Here is a 17,318-nt window from a genome sequence, read left to right on the forward strand (position 1 = left end):
GGATCGGGCCGCACGGGCGAGGCAGCGCTGCTCGTCACCGGCGGCATGGCATTGTTCGGCCTCATCGACAATTTCATGCGCCTGGCGGCCCCAGGACGGGGGGGCTGTGGCAGTTCTATCTCCTGCGCTCGCTTGTGGCCGTGGCGATTCTCCTGCCCCTTGCCCGGATGTTCGGCGCGGCGCTGACGCCGCTTCGCCCCGGCCGGGTGGCGATCCGCTCGGCCCTTCAGGCAACGGCCATGGCGATCTATTTCGGCTGTCTGGCGTTCATGCCCATCGCCCAGGCCGTGGCGGGACTGTTCACCGCACCGCTCTTCGTCGTCCTGTTTTCCGCGCTGTTCTTCGGGGAACGCCCCGGCCTGCGGCGATTGTTCGCGGTGCTGCTCGGCTTTGCGGGGATCCTGCTGGCGCTCGGCCTGGATCCTGCGACGGTGACGGCATGGTCGGCGCTTCCCGTGCTGGCAGGGGCGACCTACGGGGCAGGCAATCTCGTCACGCGCCAGTGGTGCGCCGAGGAGGGGACGGCCGCCCTGCTTCTCGGCTTCTTCCTGACGACGGCGCTGTTCGGGGCGCTGGGTTCGGTCGTCCTGTGGCTCTGGCCGCAGCCGGTGCCGGAGGGGGCGGCCGGTTTCGCCCTGCGCGGCTGGGTCCGGCCCGAAGGCTGGTTCCTGGCCATGATCCTGGTGCAGGGCGCGGGTTCGCTTCTGGGGGTCGGCCTGGCGATCCGCGCCTATCAGATCGCCTCGGCCAGCGTCGTCGCCGTGTTCGAGAATGCCCTGCTGGTCTTTGCCACGCTGTGGGCCGTGCTGCTCTGGCGCGAGGTGCCCTCGCCGCTCGAGGCATTCGGCCTGCTACTCGTGGTGGCGGCGGGCGTGCTGATCGCGCTGCGGGTCCCGCCTGCGGTGCCGCTGCGAGAGCAGGCGCCATGATCGTCTCGCCCAGGCGAGGCTATATCTTCGTTCACATCCCCAAGACCGGGGGCACTGCCATGGCCCTCGCCCTCGAGGCGCGGGCCCGCCCTGATGACATCCTGATCGGCGACACGCCCAAGGCCCGCCGCCGCCGCCACCGGCTCGCGGGCGTGCAGACCGCGGGACGGCTGTGGAAACATTCCACCCTGGCCGATATCGAGGGTCTCATCCCGCGCGAGGCCTTCGATCGCTTCCTCATCTTCACCCTGGTGCGCAATCCCTGGGACCGGGTGGTGAGCTATTATCACTGGCTGCGCGTCCAGAGCTTTGCCCATCCGGCCGTCGCACGTGCCCGCGCGCTCGATTTCGGGGGATTCCTGCGCCATCCCGCAACGCTGGCCGAACTGGCCGCATGGCCGGCCCGCCGCTATGTCACCGACGGCGCCGGGCAGGAAAGGCGCACCCTGTTCATCCGTCTCGAGCGGCTGGCCGAGGAGATCGCCCCGCTCGAGGCGCATCTGGGCTTTCCCCTCCGCCTGTCCCGCAGCAACGAAAGCGACCGCCCGCGCGACTGGCGCCCACTCTATACCGATGCCGAGGCCGAGCTGGTGGGGGCGGCATTGGCCGAGGATGCCGCCCGCTTCGGTTATGGCTTTGACGGGATCATCGCCTCCTGAGAGGCCGCCATCCCGCAGGGCCGCTCAGGCCGCCCGGGCCGCCCTTCCGTCGCCATAGAGGCCGTAGAAGGTCTCGCCCGCCTCGGCCATCCGCCGCAGGAGCCGCGGCGGCGCAAAGCGCTCGCCATGCGCGGCGGCCAGCGCCTCGGCCCGCGCAACCGCCTGCGGAAGCCCCTGGATGTCGAGCCAGGAGAACGGCCCCCCGACAGGGGGCAAAGCCCCAGCCCAGGATCGCGCCGACATCCCCTTCGCGGATATCGGTCAGCACCCCGTCCTCGAAGGCGCGGACGGCCTCGAGCACCTGCGCATACATCAGCCGGTCCTGCACCTCCTGCAGGCTGGGCTGACGGGCCGCGCGGGGATGGCGCTCGGCAAGGCCGGGCCAGAGGCCCTGCCGTTCTCCCTTCGCGTCATAGTCGTAGAAGCCCGCCCTGGCCTTGCGGCCCAGGCGTCCCGCTTCGGCCATCGGGAACAGGACGGCATCCACGGCCTCGTCCCTGTAATCCGGCCCCAGCGCCGCCTTGGTGGCCTTCGCGATCCGGATCCCGAGATCGAGGCTGATCTCGTCGATGAGCTGCAGCGGCCCCACCGGCATCCCGGCCAGCCGCGCCGCATTCTCGATCAGGGCGGGGGCCACACCCTCGCCGATCATGCGGATGCCCTCGTTGAGATAGGGCAGGATGCAGCGATTGGCATAGAAGAAGCGGGCATCATTCACGACGATCGGTGTCTTGCCGATCTGTCTCGTGAAATCGAGCGCCTTGGCCACCGCCCGTTCGCCCGTCCTTTCGCCCTTGATGATCTCCACCAGCATCATCCTGTCCACCGGCGAGAAGAAATGGATGCCGATGAACTGCTCGGGCCGGTTCGAGGCGCGGGCCAGCTCGGTGATGGGCAGTGTGGAGGTATTGGTGGCAAAGATGCAGTCCTCGGGGACGTGCCGGAGCACCGAGCGCGTGACCTCGGCCTTCACGGCCGGGTCCTCGAACACCGCCTCCACGATCAGGTCGCAGTCCCGCAGGGCGGCATGATCCGTGGCCGGAAGGATGCGGGCCAGGATCCCGGCCTTCTGCTCCTCGGTCATCTTCCGACGCGACACCGCCTTGGTCAGCAGCCCCTCGCTGTGCGCCTTCCCGCGTTCGGCCGCCTCCTGCGTCGCATCGATGAGGACGACATCGATTCCGGCCATGGCGGCCACATGGGCGATGCCCGCGCCCATCATGCCTGCGCCCAGCACACCCAGCCGCTTCACCGACTGGTCGGGCAGGCCGGCGGGGCGTTTCGCCCCCTTGCCCAGCGCCTGCATGTTGAGGAACAGCGACCGGATCATGGCCGAGGACGAGGGGTTCAGCAGCACGCTGGTGAACCACCGGGCCTCGATGCGCAGGGCGGTGTCGAAGGGGACCAGGGCCCCCTCGTAGACCGCCGACAGAAGCGCCTTGGCCGCGGGATAGACGCCCCAGGTCTCCCGGTTGACCATGGCCGAGGCGCCGACGAAGGTCTGGAAACCGGCCGGGTGATAGGGCGTGCCGCCCGGCATCCTGTAGCCCTTGCGGTCCCATTCCTTCGACAGATCCGCGCCCGAGGCGGCAGCCTCGAGCACCCAGGCCCGGGCGCGGTCCATCAGCGCATCGGGTGGAACCACCTCGTCGATCAGACCTGCGGCCTTGGCGCCCTGCGGGTCCGGCGTGCGGCCCTCGAGGAGGAAGGGCGCCGCCGCCATCGCGCCCATCTTGCGCACAAGGCGCGTGGTGCCCCCCGCGCCGGGAAAGATGCCGACCTTGATCTCGGGCAGGCCGATCTTCGCCTTGGGATTGTCCGCGGCGATGATGCGGTGACAGGCCAGCGGGATCTCGAAGCCGATGCCCAGCGCCGTGCCGGGCAGGGCGGCGCAGACCGGCTTGCCGCCCTTGAGCGTCTTCGGATCCATTCCGGCCCGTTCGATCCGGCGCAGCACGGCATGCATCCGCATCACGCCGTCGAAGATCGCCTGCGCGCCGCCTTCGCGCATCCGCGCGATCACGGCCAGGTCCATGCCGGCGGCGAAATCCTTCTTGGCCGAGGTGATCACGATCCCCTTCACCGCCTCGTCGGCCAGAGCCTGCGACACAAGGGTGTCGAGCGTCTCGAAGGCTTCCATCGACATGACATTCATCGAACGGTCGGGGACATCCCAGACGATCACGGCAACGCCGTCGTCGCCGACCTTCAGGGTGAAGTCGGTCATGGCCGGTGGCCTCCTGTGATGGGGGTGGGGGTCAGCCTGCGGCCGGCAGGGCCTCGGCGTCCGGTTGCTCCGGCGTCTCTGCGGGTGCCGACTGGCTGAGGAAGTCGATCATCTCGATGGCGAGGCAGCCCCCCGGGCAGCGCGAGAGATAGAGCAGGTCCGTGCCGCCATCCGTGGTCGTGCCGTCGGCCAGGTGATGGGTCCATTCCGCCCAGACCCGGATGCGTCCTGACCGGCCGAGATCCTGCGCCGCCACGCGCGCGGTGATCGTCCGGACGCCGCGTGCCCACTGATTGCGGCGCCATTCGCCCACGGTGCGGATCAGGTCCTCCGGGCGCAGATAGATGCGCATCGTGCCCTGCGCCTCGTAGACTGCGGGATAGCGATGCAACTGTGCGAACGCCTCCAGATGGCCTTCGGAAAGAAGGCTGGCCATCCGGTCCAGAAAGGCGCTCACACGAAGGTTCAAGGCTCTCCGTCCCTGGTGCGGTGCAGGCCGGTCTGCCCCCGGGCCGATCTGCCGCTCTGCGGGGCAGATTAAAAAAAGATATGAAAAGGGGAACCGCGGCCGGCCGGTCTGCGGAAGCGATCGGAACAACCTGTGGCATTCACGCATCTCTCCTCAGCGCGGTCCGCTCCAGGGGCTGCCGTCGCGATGGAGGAATCGCGTCTCGCCCCCTTCGCGGAGGATGACGAAGTCGTGCTCGGCATAGCTGACCCGTTCGTCGGGTGAGGCTGTCCCGACGACGAGGAACCGCGCCGGCGCGGCCGACCGGTTCTCGAAGCGGTGATGCAGGCCGGTTCCGCAGGGCCAGGCGGCGCAGTCGCCGGGGTGCATGATGGTCTCGCCCGTGTCCTCGACCAGCACCAGCTCCCCCTCGAGGACCCAGGCGAATTCGTCCTCCCGCTCATGCGCATGGCGCAGGCTGGCGACCGCCCCAGGCTCCAGCGTCACGAGGTTCACGCCGAACTGCGTCAGCCCCCCCGCCGCGCCGAGCCGCCGGGACGAGCGGCCCTTCATCATCGACGCGTAAGGTTCGGGATAGATCGACCCCGTCCTGATGGGCACCGCCTCGATGTCGATCCTGGGCATCACAGCCTCTCGATGATCGTGGCTGCCCCCATGCCGGAGGCGATGCAGAGCGTGGCCAGCCCCGTGCCCACGCCGCGCCGTTCCATCTCGTCCAGAAGCGTGCCGAGGATGATCGCGCCGGAGGCGCCGAGGGGATGGCCCATGGCGATGGCACCGCCATTGACGTTCACCCGGTCATCCGGCACCCCGAAGGCCTGCAGGAAGCGCAGCACGACCGCCGCGAAGGCCTCGTTGACCTCGAACAGGTCGATGTCGCCGATCGTCATGCCGGCGGCCTTCAGGACCTTCTCGGTCGCCGGAATCGGCCCCGTCAGCATGATCGTCGGGTCCGATCCCACCTTGGCGGTGGCGCGGATCCGTGCACGGGGCCGCAGCCCGTGTCGCTCTCCGAACGCGGCCGAGCCGACCAGCACCCCCGCCGCTCCGTCCACGATGCCGGAGGAGTTGCCCGCATGATGGATATGCTCGATCCGCTCCAGATGCGGATATTTCAGGATCGCCACGCGGTCGAAGCCGGGCATCGTCTCGCCCATCGCCCGGAAGGAGGGTTCGAGCGCCGCCAACTTCTGCATGTCCGTGTCGGGGCGCAGGGTCTCGTCGCGATCGAGGATCGTCAGGCCGTTGATGTCGGTCACCGGGATCACCGACCGGGCAAAGCGGCCTTCGTCCCAGGCTGCCTTGGCGCGCTTCTGGGACTGGACGGCATAGGCATCGGCCTCGTCGCGGGTGATGCCGTATTCGGTGGCGATGATGTCGGCGCTGATCCCCTGCGGCACGAAATAGGTCCTGAGGGCCAGAGACGGATCGACGGCGATGGCCGCCCCGTCCGATCCCATCGGCACGCGTCCCATCATCTCGACGCCGCCGGCGATATAGGCCTCGCCGGCGCCGGCACGGATCTGGTTGGCGGCCAGGTTCACCGCCTCGAGCCCGCTGGCGCAGAAGCGGTTGATCGACAGGCCGGGCACGCTCTCGTCCAGCGAGGAGGCGAGGACGGCCGACCGGGCCAGGCATCCGCCCTGTTCGCCCACCTGCGTGACATTGCCCCAGATCACGTCCTCGACCGCATCGCCCGGCAGCCCGTTGCGTTCGCGCAGCGCGTCGAGCACCAGCGCGGACAGCCGCAGCGCCGTGACCTCGTGCAGCGCGCCGTCCGGCTTGCCCTTGCCGCGGGGGGTGCGGATCGCGTCATAGATGAAGGCCTCGGCCATCGGTCCCTCCCAAGAACGGTGTTGCCGCGTTGCGGTCCTCTCTATCAGGCTTTGCGGCCTGCTTCGCCCCCTGCCGCTGCCCTGCGCCGCAACGTCACCGGACATGGCGGCCGAGATCTCACCCGGCGGCGAGGGCGAGCGACGGGCTCAGCCCCTCGCGCCGGGGCATCATGTCATAGGGATGTCGCCAGCCCGGCAGGGCCGCGATCCGGTCGAGCCAGGCCGCGATGGCGGGCCATTCGTTCCGGTCAAAGCCGAAGGGCTCGGGATAGTAGAGATAGCCGCAGCAGGCGAGATCGGCGATCGTCGGTTCCCCCCCCTGCCAGCCAGTCGCCTTCGCTCAGCCGCGCCTCCAGCACCGTGAGGGCCGCGCGCAGCCGCCCCGACAGCCAGTCGATCACGGCCGGTTCGCGTTTCCCGGGGGGCAGGAAATTGCGCAGGAAGCGCAACGTTCCGGCCTGACCCGAAATCTTGTGGTTGTCGAAGAACAGCCAGCGCAGCGTCTCCTCGCGGTCCGGGCCGAGAAGGCGCCCCGTCCGCTCCGCCGCCCAGATCTGGATCGCACCGGACTGTGTCAGCACCCGGTCTGCCAGTTCCAGCACCGGCACTTCGCCCATCGCATTGAGGCGACGAAAGGCCGGCATCCGCGTTTCGCCGTTGAAGAAGTCCACGAAGACCGGCTGCCAGTCGATGCCGCAGAGCGTGAGCGTCAGGGCGGCCTTGTAGGCATTGCCCGATTCGCCAAAGCAGTGAAGTCGCGCGATCATCTCCGGCCTCCGGAAAAGGCGTCGGCGGGGCCCGGCTTCCGGCCGAAAGCCGGGCCGGGAACAGGGCGGAAAGACCGACGGCATTTACGCAATCTTAACCTTTCCCTGCTAGAAGGGGATTCGCGGCACAGGCCGGGGGCCGATGGCCGCGCAGGGAAGGGCGGTTCCGCCCGCGCTGGCGTTCCGCCCCGGATTCCGGGCTCGGGCATGGGGGCTGTCATCGGCGCCGATGCTGTCCGGCAGTCTGCCGGGCGGAGCCGGAGGCGTCCCTGCATCCATCCCCCGCCCGCAACCCGTCATCGTCATCCCCCACCGCAGGAGAATCCGTCTTGACGTTCCGACCCCTCTCACAGCTTCCGCTCCGGCAGCTCGGCCTTGAACAGCCGCAGCCGGTGGCCGAGGGTGTCGGCATCGGTCACGCTGTCGAAATGCTCGAAGAGGAAGCTCAGCGCCTCGCCCTCTTCCAGCCCGGCCTCTGCCGCAAAACGGCGCAGGCGGCGGAAGGCGTCTTCGGTCATGGCGACCGGAAAGCGGCGCGTCAGGCGCAGGCGCTTGGGCATCGGCTCTCTCCCCTTGCGGGGAGCAGCCTAGAAGGCTTCCGGCGGAAGCGCCATGACCGTCTCGCCGCCTGCGCGGATGCGGGCCAGATGCAGCGCCGTCGCCGGCAGGACGCGGGCGGCATGGTAGCGCGCCGTGGCCAGCTTCGCCTCGAGGAAGGCACGATCGCCCCGCCCTTCGGCCAGGGCCCGGCGTGCCGCGGCCGCCATGCGCGCCCACATCAGGCCGAGGCAGACATGCCCCATCAGATGCATGAAGTCGGTCGCCCCGGCCAGGGCATCCTGCGGCGCCTTGGCCGCGCGCTCCATGAACAGCATCGCCGCGGCCTGAAGGTCCTTGGATGCGGCCTTGAGCGGTTCGAGAACCGAAGCGCGGATGTCCGCGTCGTCTTCATGTGCGCGGATGGTGCCCTTCACCTCCTCGAGGAAGGCCATGAAGGGCTTTCCCCCCTGCAGCGGGAGCTTGCGCGCCACGAGGTCGAGCGCCTGGATGCCGTTGGCCCCTTCGTAGATCATGGCGATGCGGGCATCGCGCACGAACTGGGAGATGCCGGTCTCCTCGATATAGCCATGTCCGCCGAAGATCTGCTGCGCGGCGACGGTCATCTCGAAACCGCGGTCGGTCAGGAATCCCTTGAGCACCGGGATGAGCAGCGACACAAGGGCTTCGGCCTCGGCATCGCCCTGCCGTCGGGACCGGTCGATCAGCATCGCCGCCCAGTAGGCGAAGGCCCGTGCGCCTTCGACAAAGGCCTTCTGGTCCATGAGATTGCGGCGGATATCGGGATGCACGATGAGGGGGTCGGCGGTCGGTCCGGCATTGTCGGCACGCCTGAGGGGGTCGCGCCCCTGCAGCCGCTCCTTCGCCCAGGCCCGGGCGTTCTGGTAGGCGATCTCGGCCTGTGCGTAACCCTGAAGTCCCACGCCCAGCCGCGCCTCGTTCATCATCGTGAACATGGCGCGCATCCCCTTGTGCTCCTCCCCGAGGAGCCAGCCGGTCGCCCCGTCGTAGTTCATGACGCAGGTGGCGTTGCCGTGGATGCCCATCTTGTGCTCGATCTTCCCGCAGGAGAGCGTGTTGCGCTCTCCGGGGCGAGCCGTCCTCCCGCGGGAGGAACTTCGGCACGATGAAGAGGGAGATGCCCTTTGTCCCCTCCGGTCCGCCGGGGATCTTGGCCAGCACGAGATGGACGATGTTATCCGCCAGGTCGTGCTCTCCGGCCGAGATGAAGATCTTCTGCCCCGTGATGGCATAGGTTCCGTCGCCCTTCGGTTCGGCCCGCGTGCGCATCAGGCCCAGATCCGTGCCCGCATGGGGCTCGGTCAGGTTCATGGTGCCTGTCCATTCGCAGGTGGTGAGCCTGGGCAGGTAGAGGGCTTTCTGCGCTTCGCTGCCATGGGCCGCGATGGCCGAGTAGGCGCCATGGGTCAGGCCCTGATACATGTTCAGCGCCATGTTGGCCGAGACGAAGGCCTCCTGCGCGGCGGTATGCATCAGATGGGGCAGGCCCTGTCCGCCATATTCGGGGTCGCAGTCCATCGCGGTCCAGCCGCCTTCGCGCAGGGCCTCGAAGGCCTCGCGAAAGCCCGGCGGGGTGCGCACGATGCCGTTCTCGAGGGTGCAGCCCTCGCGGTCGCCGACTTCGTTGAGGGGAAGGAGGCGTTCCTCGGCCAGCTTGCCCGCTTCGCCGAGGATGGCGGCCGTCGTGTCGCGATCGAGATCGGGATAGCCGGGCACGTCCTGGGCGGCGACATCCAGCACCTCGTGCAGGACGAACTGCATGTCCTCGATCGGGCTGCGGTAAAGCTGCATCTCTCCCCCTCTGTGTGGCGCTGTGGGGCCTCAGGCGGCGTCCGCCTTGCGGTCCTCCTGCTTCAATTCGGCCCGTCCCCGGGCCAGTTCCGCCTCAAGCTCCGCGATGGCCGCCTCGAGTCGGGCGCGTTCCGCACGCATCCGGGCCAGATGGGCCTCGCCCAGTTCGATCGCCCGGGCGAGCTGGGCCTCGCGTCCCCGGCCGCCGTCCCACATGTCGAGAAGCTGGCGGATCTCCTCGAGCGAGAAGCCGAACCGCTTGCCCTTGAGGATCAGGGCCAGGCGCGCGCGGTCGGCCTTGCGGTAGAGCCGCCGCGTTCCCTGGCGGATGGGGAACAGCAGCTCCTTCGCCTCGTAGAATCGCAAGGCGCGCGGGGTCACGTCATAGGCCTCGCACATCTGGCGGATGGTCATGATCTGTTCGGTCATCGGTTCGGTTATCCCTGCCGGGTGAATATTGTCCGGCGGGCCAGATGGGCCGTCCTGCGTTCCTGCACAAGCTCTTACCCGACAGGATTGCGTGATGCGCAGTATGACGCCGCGTCACGGAGGCGGCTGCGCCGTGACGTCATCGACAGCAGGGCAAGTGGCGCCGGGCTGCCCGGCACCAGGGCTGCCGTGTCGGGCGCCCTGGGGCGCCGGGGTGCTGCCGGATGCGGCAGAGGGGGGGCTTCAGTCCCGGCCGGGCAGGGTGGTTCCGGGCAGGGTGGTTGCGGTCTCGTCGCGCAGGCGGCGCAATTCGGCGATCGTGTCCTCGAGGTTCCGCTTCTGCTGTTCGAGAGCGATGATCTGACGGTCGGCCAGTTCCAGCCAGCGGCGCATCTGCGCCTCGGTGCCTTCCTTCTCGTAGATGAGGAGCCACTGACGGATCTCCTCGAGCGAGAAGCCGAATCGCCGCCCGCGCAGGATCAGGGTCATCCGTGCCAGCTCGCGTGGGCCGTACCACCTTGCCCGCCCTTCCTTCTCGGGGCGGAGCAGCTCGATATACTCGTAATAGCGCAGCGTCCGGGGTGTCACCTCGAAGCGCGCGCACATCTCCTTGAAGGACAGCCGGACCCGGGTCTTGTCGTCTGTCATGCCTTTCTCTCGCATCGGGCGAATCTACTCTTCTCCCGCCGTGGGGACAACTGCCGCCCCCGGCGTCCGGTTCGCCAGGGGCTTGCGCCTGCCGTGTCGGCTGCCATAGCTGTCTCTCATGCAGGTTGCGAACCCCGAGGACAGGGACCGGATTGCGCGTGCCTTTCTGGCCGCACTTCCCTTTGCACGCGAACTGGGGATCACTTTGGCCGAGATCGGCGAGGGATCGGCCCGGATGACGATGCCCTGGGATGCCCGTCTCGTCGGCGATCCGGAAACGGGGGTCATCCATGGCGGGGCGGTGTTCGCGCTGATGGATACCTGTGCCTCGGCGGCGGTTCTGTCGCATCCGGGCCGTCCCCGCCACACGGCGACACTGGATCTGCGGATCGACTACATGCGCCCTGCGATCCCCGGAAGGACGATCGAGGCGCGGGCGGAATGCTATCACATGACACGCACCGTAGCCTTCGTACGGGCCAGCGCCGGGGATGGGGACGAGCGCCCTCTCGCCACGGCGACGGGTACCTTCGCGGTCGAAGGGGCGCTCTGATGGCCCGGCCGGAGCCGGTGCAGGTCGTCAAGGAACGGCGCGATGCGGCGCTGGCGCGGCTGGTCGACGGCGTGCCCTTCGCGGCTTTCCTGGGCATGCGCTTCGACCGGCGCGGGGACGAACTGACAGCCCTGCTGCCCTATCGGGACGGGCTGATCGGCAATCCCGTGCTGCCGGCGCTGCATGGCGGCGCGACAGCGGCCTTTCTCGAGACGGCCGCCATCATCGAGCTGGCCTGGGCCCAGCTCTGGGAGGCGATGGAGGCCGGCCGCCTGCCGCCCGAGGGACGCCTGCCGCTGCCCAAGACGATCACCTTCACGGTGGATTATCTGCGAAGTGGCTTGCCCCGTGACGCCTATGCCCGGGCCAGGGTCGCCCGTTCGGGGCGGCGATTCGCCTCGGTTCATGTGGAGGCATGGCAGGATACACGCAGTCGCCCCTTCGCCCAGGCGACCGGCCATTTCCTGATGCCCGAGGCGGCGGGGCAGGGCTCGGAGCCGGCCGGTGCCCGGCCGTCGGACGGGTGAGCGCCGCCGCCCCGGGCAGCCCGGCCGCCGCGCCCCAGCCGGTCACGCATGGCCGGGTGCTGCGCATCGCCCTGCCGATCATCCTGTCGAACCTGACGGTGCCCCTTCTTGGGGCCGTCGATACCGGTGTCGTAGGTCAGCTCGGGCAGGCCGAACTCATCGGGGCCGTGGGCCTTGGCGCCACGCTGCTGGCTGCGATCTACTGGCTCTTCGGATTTCTGCGCATGGGAACCACGGGCCTGACGGCACAGGCCGTGGGCGCCGGCGACAGGACCGAGGTCGCCGCCCATCTGTGGCGGGCGCTGCTCGTGGGGCTCTCGGGGGGGCTGCTGCTCGTGCTGCTCCAGCCCCTCCTGATCGGGGGTGCCCTGGCACTGTCTCCTGCCGGCCCCGAGGTGGAGATGCTAGCCCGGGACTATCTGGCCATCCGCATCTGGACGGCCCCTGCGGCCATTGCGCTCTTCGGGATCAATGGCTGGCTCATCGGACAGGAAAGGACAGGTGCGGTCCTTGCCGTTCAGCTTGGCATGAACGGGCTGAATGTCGCGCTCGACCTGTGGTTCGTTCTTGCCCTCGGCTGGGGGGTCAGGGGTGTTGCCGCGGCCACCGCTCTGTCCGAACTGGCCGGATGCCTGTGGGGGCTGTGGTTGTGCCGCGCCGCCTTCTGTGGCCGGATCTGGCGCGAAAGGGCGCGTCTCTTCGCGCCGGCGCCGCTGCGGCGGATGGCGGCCGTCAACCGTGACATCCTCGTCCGCGGCCTGCTGATCGAGGCGGTGTTCGTCGCCGCCCTGTTCCAGGGAGCCGCGATGGGCGATGTCACGCTGGCCGCCAATCAGGTGCTGATGCAGTTCCTGACCCTGTCGGCCTATGCACTCGACGGTTTTGCCTTCGCGGCCGAGACGCTTGTGGGGCAGGCCTTCGGCGCCCGGATGCGGGGAATGCTGACGCGTGCCCTGCATCTGGCGGCCCTGTGGGGGGCAGGGGGCGCGGCCTTGCTGTCACTAGGGTTCCTGCTTGCCGGCCCCAGGCTGATCGATCTGATGACGACAGCCCCGGATGTACGCCTGGCAGCACGGATCTGGATGCCCTGGGCGGCATTGGCCCCGCTGTCGGGCGTGGCGGCCTTCATGCTCGATGGGGCCTTTGTCGGGGCCACGCGCACGCGCGACATGCGGGACATGATGGCGCTGGCCGTGATCCTCTACTTCGCGGCCCTCTGGCCGCTTGTCCGGGTCTTCGGCAATCACGGGCTCTGGGCCGCCCTGCATCTGAGCCTTGTCGCCCGAGCCCTGTTCCTCGGGCTGCGCTTTCCGGCTCTGCTGCGCGCGGCTGGACAGGCAGGATGATCAGGGCTTGATGGGCGCCATGACCGATCCCCTTCTTCTGGCCCGTGCCGTGGCCGCGGGCGACCGTCGTGCCCTGTCGCGCGCGATCACGCTGGTCGAAAGCACGCGGTCCGATCACCGCGCTGCGGCCGAGGCGATGCTGGCCGCGCTGCCCCGGCGCGATCCCGCGATCCGGCTTGGTCTGACCGGCACGCCCGGCGCAGGCAAGAGCACGCTGATCGAGGCCCTGGGAACCCGTCTCACGGCGCAGGGGCGGCGTGTTGCCGTTCTGGCCGTGGATCCGTCCTCGGCCCGTTCGGGGGGCTCGATTCTCGGCGACAGGACGCGGATGGACCGTCTCGCCCGCGATCCGCGCGCCTATGTCCGGCCTTCGCCGGCGGGGGCAGAGCTGGGCGGCGTGGCCCGGCGCACGCGCGAGGCGATCCTGCTCTGCGAAGGGGCGGGATTCGATGTGGTGATCGTCGAGACCGTTGGCGTCGGCCAGTCCGAGACCCTGGCGGCGGGAATGACGGATCTCTTCGCCCTTGTCCTGGCCCCCCATGGCGGGGACGATCTGCAGGGCATCAAGCGCGGCATCGTGGAGGTGGCGGATCTCATCCTTGTCAACAAGGCCGACCGCGATCCGCAGGCGGCCCGGCAGGCGGTCGGCGATTATGCCGCGGCGTTGCGGCTGCTGCGCGCCAGGACCGGCGATCCCGAGGGCTGGCCTCGGGCGATGGCCGTCTCGGCCATGACCGGCGAGGGACTGGACGAGGCCTGGCAGGCGCTTGCGGATCTTTGGCTCTGGCGCTGCGAGAGGGGCCTGCTCGAGCGGCAGCGCGCGGCCCAGCGGCGCGCCTGGTTCGAGGAAGAGTTGCACGCACAGGCCCTCGAGAAGGCCCTGGCCGACCCGGCCCTGGCCGCAGCGATCCCCCGCCTCGCCGACGAAGCCGCGGCGGGCCGCCTTCTGCCGGGCGAGGCGGCGCGGCGGGCGCTTGGCGGATGAACGGCCCGGTTCCGGTCTTCGAGGGAGAACGGCTCCGCGCCACGCTGTTTCCCGGCCGCGCCGACCGGGTGATCGTCACCTTCGACTGGCGGCGCGAAGGGCGGACGGGCTTTGCTCCGCTCGATCATGCGACCGGCTTTGCCCGGCAGGGCTTCACCCAGATTGCCGTGCGCACGGCGGCGAATGACTGGTTCCTGAACCGGGAAACCCTCGCCCTCGAGGCTGCGCTGGCCCGCGCCGTGGAGGGTCGGGGACGGGTGCAGATGCTCGGCTTCTCGATGGGGGCCTATGCGGCGCTGCGTTTCGCCCGCGCCCTGGGCGCCCGGCAGGCCGTCGTGGTTTCCCCCCAGTTCTCGCTGGCTGCGCCATGGGAAAGGCGCTATCCGGAAGCCGCCCTCTGGGACGAGACGCTGGGCGCGCTGGCTCCGCGGGCGGTTCCGGGACTCAGGGGGCTGCTCATCTACGATCCCTTCGTGCCAGAGGACCGTCTGCATGCCGAGGCGATCCGCTGTCTGTTTCCCGCCCTGCAGGGCGTCCGGCTGGGTCATGGGGGGCATCCGGCAATCCGCACCCTTCGGGGTGCGGGGGGGATGCGTCATGTCTTCGAGCAGGCCGGGGTCCGGGCCGCGCGGGCGGGCCCGATCCTCGCGGCGCATCGGGCCGCGCGGCGCGGCTCGCGCGGGTGGTGGCTGCGCCTTGCCGCCCATGCAGCCGCGCGGCGTCCCGCCCTGGCCGCCCTTGCCCGTGCGCGGGCCCAGCACCTGCCGCCGGCGGCCGGCGATGACGCCAGCGAGCCTTGACCTTGCTGCAGAATCCGCCTAAGGCCCGCGAACCTGTTTCCGGCGCCTCCTTTCGGGGCAGGCGCCAGCCATGACGTGCCGCGGTGCCTCGCGGCCCCTTCGAAGGACGAGACCGATGTCGCGCCGCTGCGAACTGACCGGGAAGGGCCCGATGACGGGTCACAAGGTGTCCCACGCCCAGAACAAGACCAAGCGCCGCTTCCTGCCCAACCTGCAGGAGGTGACGCTCGCCTCCGAGACGCTCGGCCGGACGTTCCGTCTGCGCATCTCGAATCACGCGCTGCGCTCTGTCGATCATCGCGGCGGCCTCGATGCCTATCTGGCCAAGGCCCGCGACGAGGATCTGTCGCCCGCGGCGCTGGCCATCAAGAAGGAAATCGCCAAGGCGCAGACCGCCGCTGCCTGAGCGGCGCGGCCGGGCTGCAACGGATCGGGGTGGCTTCGGCCGCCCTTTTCCTTGTAGACTTGCAGGATCCCCGAGACTGCCTAGCTACCCCCTCACGCAATCGGGAGTGGGTCATGACCGTCTATCTTCTGCTGGCCGCGGGTCTTGTGCTGCTGACCCTCGGCGGCGAGATCCTTGTCCGCGGGGCAGTCAACGCGGCACGCGGTCTCGGTGTCTCGCCGCTGCTCGTCGGCCTGACGGTCGTGGGCTTCGGCACCTCGACCCCCGAACTCGTCACCTCGCTCACCGCGGCCTTTCAGGGCTCGCCGGGGATCGCTGTGGGGAATGTGGTCGGCTCCAACATCGCCAACATCCTGCTGATCCTGGGCGTCACGGCGCTGATCCTGCCCCTGACCGTCGCCCGCGAGGCCTACCGGCGCGACGGGCTGATGCTTGTCCTGACGACGCTGGCCTGCCTCGGGGCGGTCCTGACCGGCTTCCTCGGCCGATGGCTCGGGGTGGGGTTCCTGCTTGCCCTTCTGGCCTATATCGCATGGGCCTATTTCAACGAACGCGACAGCGCCGATGCCGAGGCCGAGCGTCAGGTCCACCAGGCTGAGGATGCGGCCCGCAGCACCATGCCCGTGCTGACGGCGCTGCTTCTGACGATCGCGGGCATCGCGCTGACGGTCTTCGGAGCGCGCCTCCTCGTCTCTGCGGCGATTGCGATTGCACAGGGCTTCGGTATCTCCGACACGATCATCGGCCTGACGGTGGTGGCTGTCGGCACCTCGCTTCCCGAACTCGTGGCCTGTGCCATTGCCGCCCTGCGCCGCCATTCCGATGTCGCCCTGGGGAATGTCGTGGGCTCCAACATCTACAATGTGTTGGGTATCCTCGGGGCGACGGCGGCCGTCCATCCGATCCCCGTCCCGCCCCAGATCGCCCGCCTCGACATCTGGGTTCTGGTCGCGGTCACGGCGCTGCTGCTGCTGTTCCTGCGCACGGGGCTGACGCTGAAGCGCTGGGAAGGCGGGGTGTTCCTCCTTCTCTACATCACCTATGTCGGCTGGCTCGTGGCCGGTGCGTCCTGAACGGGTCCGAGCGCACGCCAGCCGATGTCCCGGCGGCAGAACAGCCCCGGCGCGTCGATCGCATCCACCAGCGCATAGGCCCTGTCCCGGGCCTCCTGCAGGGTGGTCCCCCGCGCCGTGGCGTTGAGCACCCGTCCGCCTGCCGCCACAAGCGTCCCGTCCTGCAGCGCGGTTCCGGCATGGAACAGCATCTGGACCGAGGATCGGGGCAGTCCCTCGGTTCCCCGGATCGGCACGCCGGTTTCCACCCTTCCGGGATAGCCCCGTGCCGCCAGGACCACCGTCAGGGCGTGATCATCCGCCCAGGCGACCGAGACCTCGTCCAGCCGTCCCTCCGCAGCGGCCTGGATCAGATCGAGCACCTGCCCCCCCAGACGCATCATCAGGACCTGGGCCTCGGGGTCTCCGAAGCGGACATTGTATTCGATGAGGCGGGGTTCGCCGTTCTCGATCATCAGGCCGGCATAGAGCACCCCCTGGAAGGGCATGCCGCGCCGGCTCATCTCTCGCAGGGTGGGACGCACGATCCGTTCCATCGCGCGCTCCTGCACGGCTTCCGACAGGACCGGGGCAGGGGAATAGGCGCCCATGCCCCCGGTGTTCGGGCCGGTATCCCCTTCGCCCACGCGCTTGTGATCCTGCGCGGTGCCAAGAGGCAGCGCCGTCTTTCCGTCGCAGAGGACGAAGAAGGACGCTTCCTCGCCCTGCAGCATCTCCTCGATGACGACACGTCCCTGTCCGCCGGCGAAGATCGCATGAGGGCCGCTTCGGCTTCGGCCACGGTCAGGGCCACCGTCACCCCCTTGCCGGCGGCAAGCCCGTCCGCCTTGACGACGATGGGTGCCCCCTGACTGCGGACATGAGCAAGCGCCGGAGCGAGGGCGTCGAAGCGGGCCCAGCGGGCCGTGGGCGCCCCGCAGGCATCGCAGATCTCCTTGGCAAAGGCCTTGGAGGCCTCGAGCCGGGCCGCCGCCGCCGAGGGGCCGAAGACCGCGATGCCCGCTGCCCGCAACCTGTCCGCGACACCGGCCGCGAGGGGGGCCTCTGGCCCCACGATCACCAGATCGACAGCCTTTTCCCCGCAGAAGGCGACCACCGCATCGCCGTCAAGGATGTCGAGAGCGGCACATTCGGCGATGGCCGCAAGGCCGGGATTGCCCGGCGCCGCGATCAGCCGGTCGCATTTGGGGTTCTGGCGCACGGCCCAGCCCAGGGCATGCTCACGCCCGCCACCGCCCAGGATCAGGATGTTCATGGCCCCCGCGCTCCGCTTTTCCTTGGTCGCGGGGCGTTCT

The 17,318-nt window shown here is 69.4% G+C and carries 15 protein-coding genes and 4 pseudogenes; 9 read left to right on the forward strand and 10 right to left on the reverse strand.

The annotated features are described in order from the left end of the window. The first annotated feature begins 140 nt into the window (after window positions 1-140). Both RUTHE_RS02080 and RUTHE_RS02085 read left to right on the forward strand, forming a co-directional pair. Window positions 141-929, forward strand: coding sequence for a DMT family transporter (locus tag RUTHE_RS02080; RefSeq protein WP_021096588.1), 789 nt, complete (start codon window positions 141-143; stop codon window positions 927-929). Then, window positions 926-1,588, forward strand: coding sequence for a sulfotransferase family 2 domain-containing protein (locus RUTHE_RS02085; protein ID WP_021096589.1), 663 nt, complete (start codon window positions 926-928; stop codon window positions 1,586-1,588). Before RUTHE_RS02080 ends, RUTHE_RS02085 begins: the two co-directional genes overlap by 4 nt. 24 nt (window positions 1,589-1,612) lie before the next feature. On the opposite strand, the pseudogene RUTHE_RS02090 reads toward RUTHE_RS02085, so the two are convergent. From RUTHE_RS02090 to RUTHE_RS02130, 9 genes and pseudogenes are all read right to left on the reverse strand, one after another. Beyond that, window positions 1,613-3,815: pseudogene (locus RUTHE_RS02090) on the reverse strand (3-hydroxyacyl-CoA dehydrogenase NAD-binding domain-containing protein). A gap of 31 nt (window positions 3,816-3,846) precedes the next feature. Continuing rightward, window positions 3,847-4,284 carry a hypothetical protein gene (locus RUTHE_RS02095; protein ID WP_021096591.1) on the reverse strand — a complete coding sequence of 146 codons (438 nt, stop codon included), beginning with the start codon at window positions 4,282-4,284 and terminating at the stop codon, window positions 3,847-3,849. Between the two features lie 153 nt (window positions 4,285-4,437). Next, on the reverse strand, window positions 4,438-4,908 hold the full coding sequence (locus RUTHE_RS02100) for a cupin domain-containing protein (RefSeq protein WP_021096592.1): 471 nt from the start codon (window positions 4,906-4,908) through the stop codon (window positions 4,438-4,440). Beyond that, window positions 4,908-6,119, reverse strand: a complete 1,212-nt coding sequence (locus RUTHE_RS02105; RefSeq protein WP_021096593.1) for an acetyl-CoA C-acetyltransferase — start codon at window positions 6,117-6,119, stop codon at window positions 4,908-4,910. The genes RUTHE_RS02100 and RUTHE_RS02105 overlap by 1 nt, the downstream gene beginning before the upstream one ends. 118 nt (window positions 6,120-6,237) lie before the next feature. Beyond that, a pseudogene (locus tag RUTHE_RS02110) lies at window positions 6,238-6,886 on the reverse strand (glutathione S-transferase family protein). Window positions 6,887-7,233: 347 nt separating this feature from the next. Further along, complete coding sequence (locus RUTHE_RS02115) at window positions 7,234-7,446, reverse strand: hypothetical protein (RefSeq protein ID WP_021096595.1); 213 nt, start codon at window positions 7,444-7,446, stop codon at window positions 7,234-7,236. A gap of 27 nt (window positions 7,447-7,473) precedes the next feature. Further along, window positions 7,474-9,256, reverse strand: a pseudogene (locus RUTHE_RS02120) (acyl-CoA dehydrogenase C-terminal domain-containing protein). A gap of 30 nt (window positions 9,257-9,286) precedes the next feature. Continuing rightward, the gene (locus RUTHE_RS02125; RefSeq protein WP_021096597.1) at window positions 9,287-9,685 is read right to left on the reverse strand and encodes a MerR family transcriptional regulator; all 399 of its coding nucleotides are present in this window, start codon (window positions 9,683-9,685) and stop codon (window positions 9,287-9,289) included. Between the two features lie 243 nt (window positions 9,686-9,928). Further along, window positions 9,929-10,333, reverse strand: a complete 405-nt coding sequence (locus RUTHE_RS02130) for a MerR family transcriptional regulator (protein ID WP_021096598.1) — start codon at window positions 10,331-10,333, stop codon at window positions 9,929-9,931. A 118-nt stretch (window positions 10,334-10,451) separates the two neighbouring features. Between RUTHE_RS02130 and RUTHE_RS02135 the strand changes: the two genes are divergently transcribed. The 7 genes from RUTHE_RS02135 (at window position 10,452) to RUTHE_RS02165 (ending at window position 16,023) form a co-directional block, all read left to right on the forward strand. After that, window positions 10,452-10,886, forward strand: coding sequence for a PaaI family thioesterase (locus RUTHE_RS02135; protein WP_021096599.1), 435 nt, complete (start codon window positions 10,452-10,454; stop codon window positions 10,884-10,886). Next, a complete protein-coding gene (locus RUTHE_RS02140; RefSeq protein ID WP_021096600.1) occupies window positions 10,886-11,413 on the forward strand; it encodes a PaaI family thioesterase in 528 nt (175 codons plus the stop codon). Before RUTHE_RS02135 ends, RUTHE_RS02140 begins: the two co-directional genes overlap by 1 nt. Beyond that, window positions 11,410-12,759: an MATE family efflux transporter gene (locus RUTHE_RS02145; protein WP_021096601.1), complete on the forward strand. Its 1,350-nt coding sequence runs from the start codon at window positions 11,410-11,412 to the stop codon at window positions 12,757-12,759. The genes RUTHE_RS02140 and RUTHE_RS02145 overlap by 4 nt, the downstream gene beginning before the upstream one ends. Before the next feature lie 10 nt (window positions 12,760-12,769). Next, on the forward strand, window positions 12,770-13,744 hold the full coding sequence (meaB, locus tag RUTHE_RS02150; protein WP_021096602.1) for a methylmalonyl Co-A mutase-associated GTPase MeaB: 975 nt from the start codon (window positions 12,770-12,772) through the stop codon (window positions 13,742-13,744). Then, entirely contained in the window at window positions 13,741-14,544 is an 804-nt protein-coding gene (locus tag RUTHE_RS02155) for a hypothetical protein (protein ID WP_021096603.1), read from the forward strand. Before meaB ends, RUTHE_RS02155 begins: the two co-directional genes overlap by 4 nt. Before the next feature lie 115 nt (window positions 14,545-14,659). Beyond that, window positions 14,660-14,950 (forward strand): 50S ribosomal protein L28, encoded by a 291-nt coding sequence (rpmB, locus tag RUTHE_RS02160; protein WP_021096604.1) that lies wholly within the window; start codon window positions 14,660-14,662, stop codon window positions 14,948-14,950. Between the two features lie 113 nt (window positions 14,951-15,063). Next, window positions 15,064-16,023: a calcium/sodium antiporter gene (locus tag RUTHE_RS02165; protein WP_021096605.1), complete on the forward strand. Its 960-nt coding sequence runs from the start codon at window positions 15,064-15,066 to the stop codon at window positions 16,021-16,023. Here RUTHE_RS02165 and purD read toward each other — a convergent pair. Beyond that, a pseudogene (purD, locus tag RUTHE_RS02170) lies at window positions 15,990-17,278 on the reverse strand (phosphoribosylamine--glycine ligase). The gene RUTHE_RS02165 and the pseudogene purD overlap by 34 nt on opposite strands. Window positions 17,279-17,318 lie beyond the last annotated feature (40 nt).

The sequence above is a fragment of the Rubellimicrobium thermophilum DSM 16684 genome (assembly GCF_000442315.1).
Taxonomy (GTDB): Bacteria; Pseudomonadota; Alphaproteobacteria; order Rhodobacterales; family Rhodobacteraceae; genus Rubellimicrobium; species Rubellimicrobium thermophilum.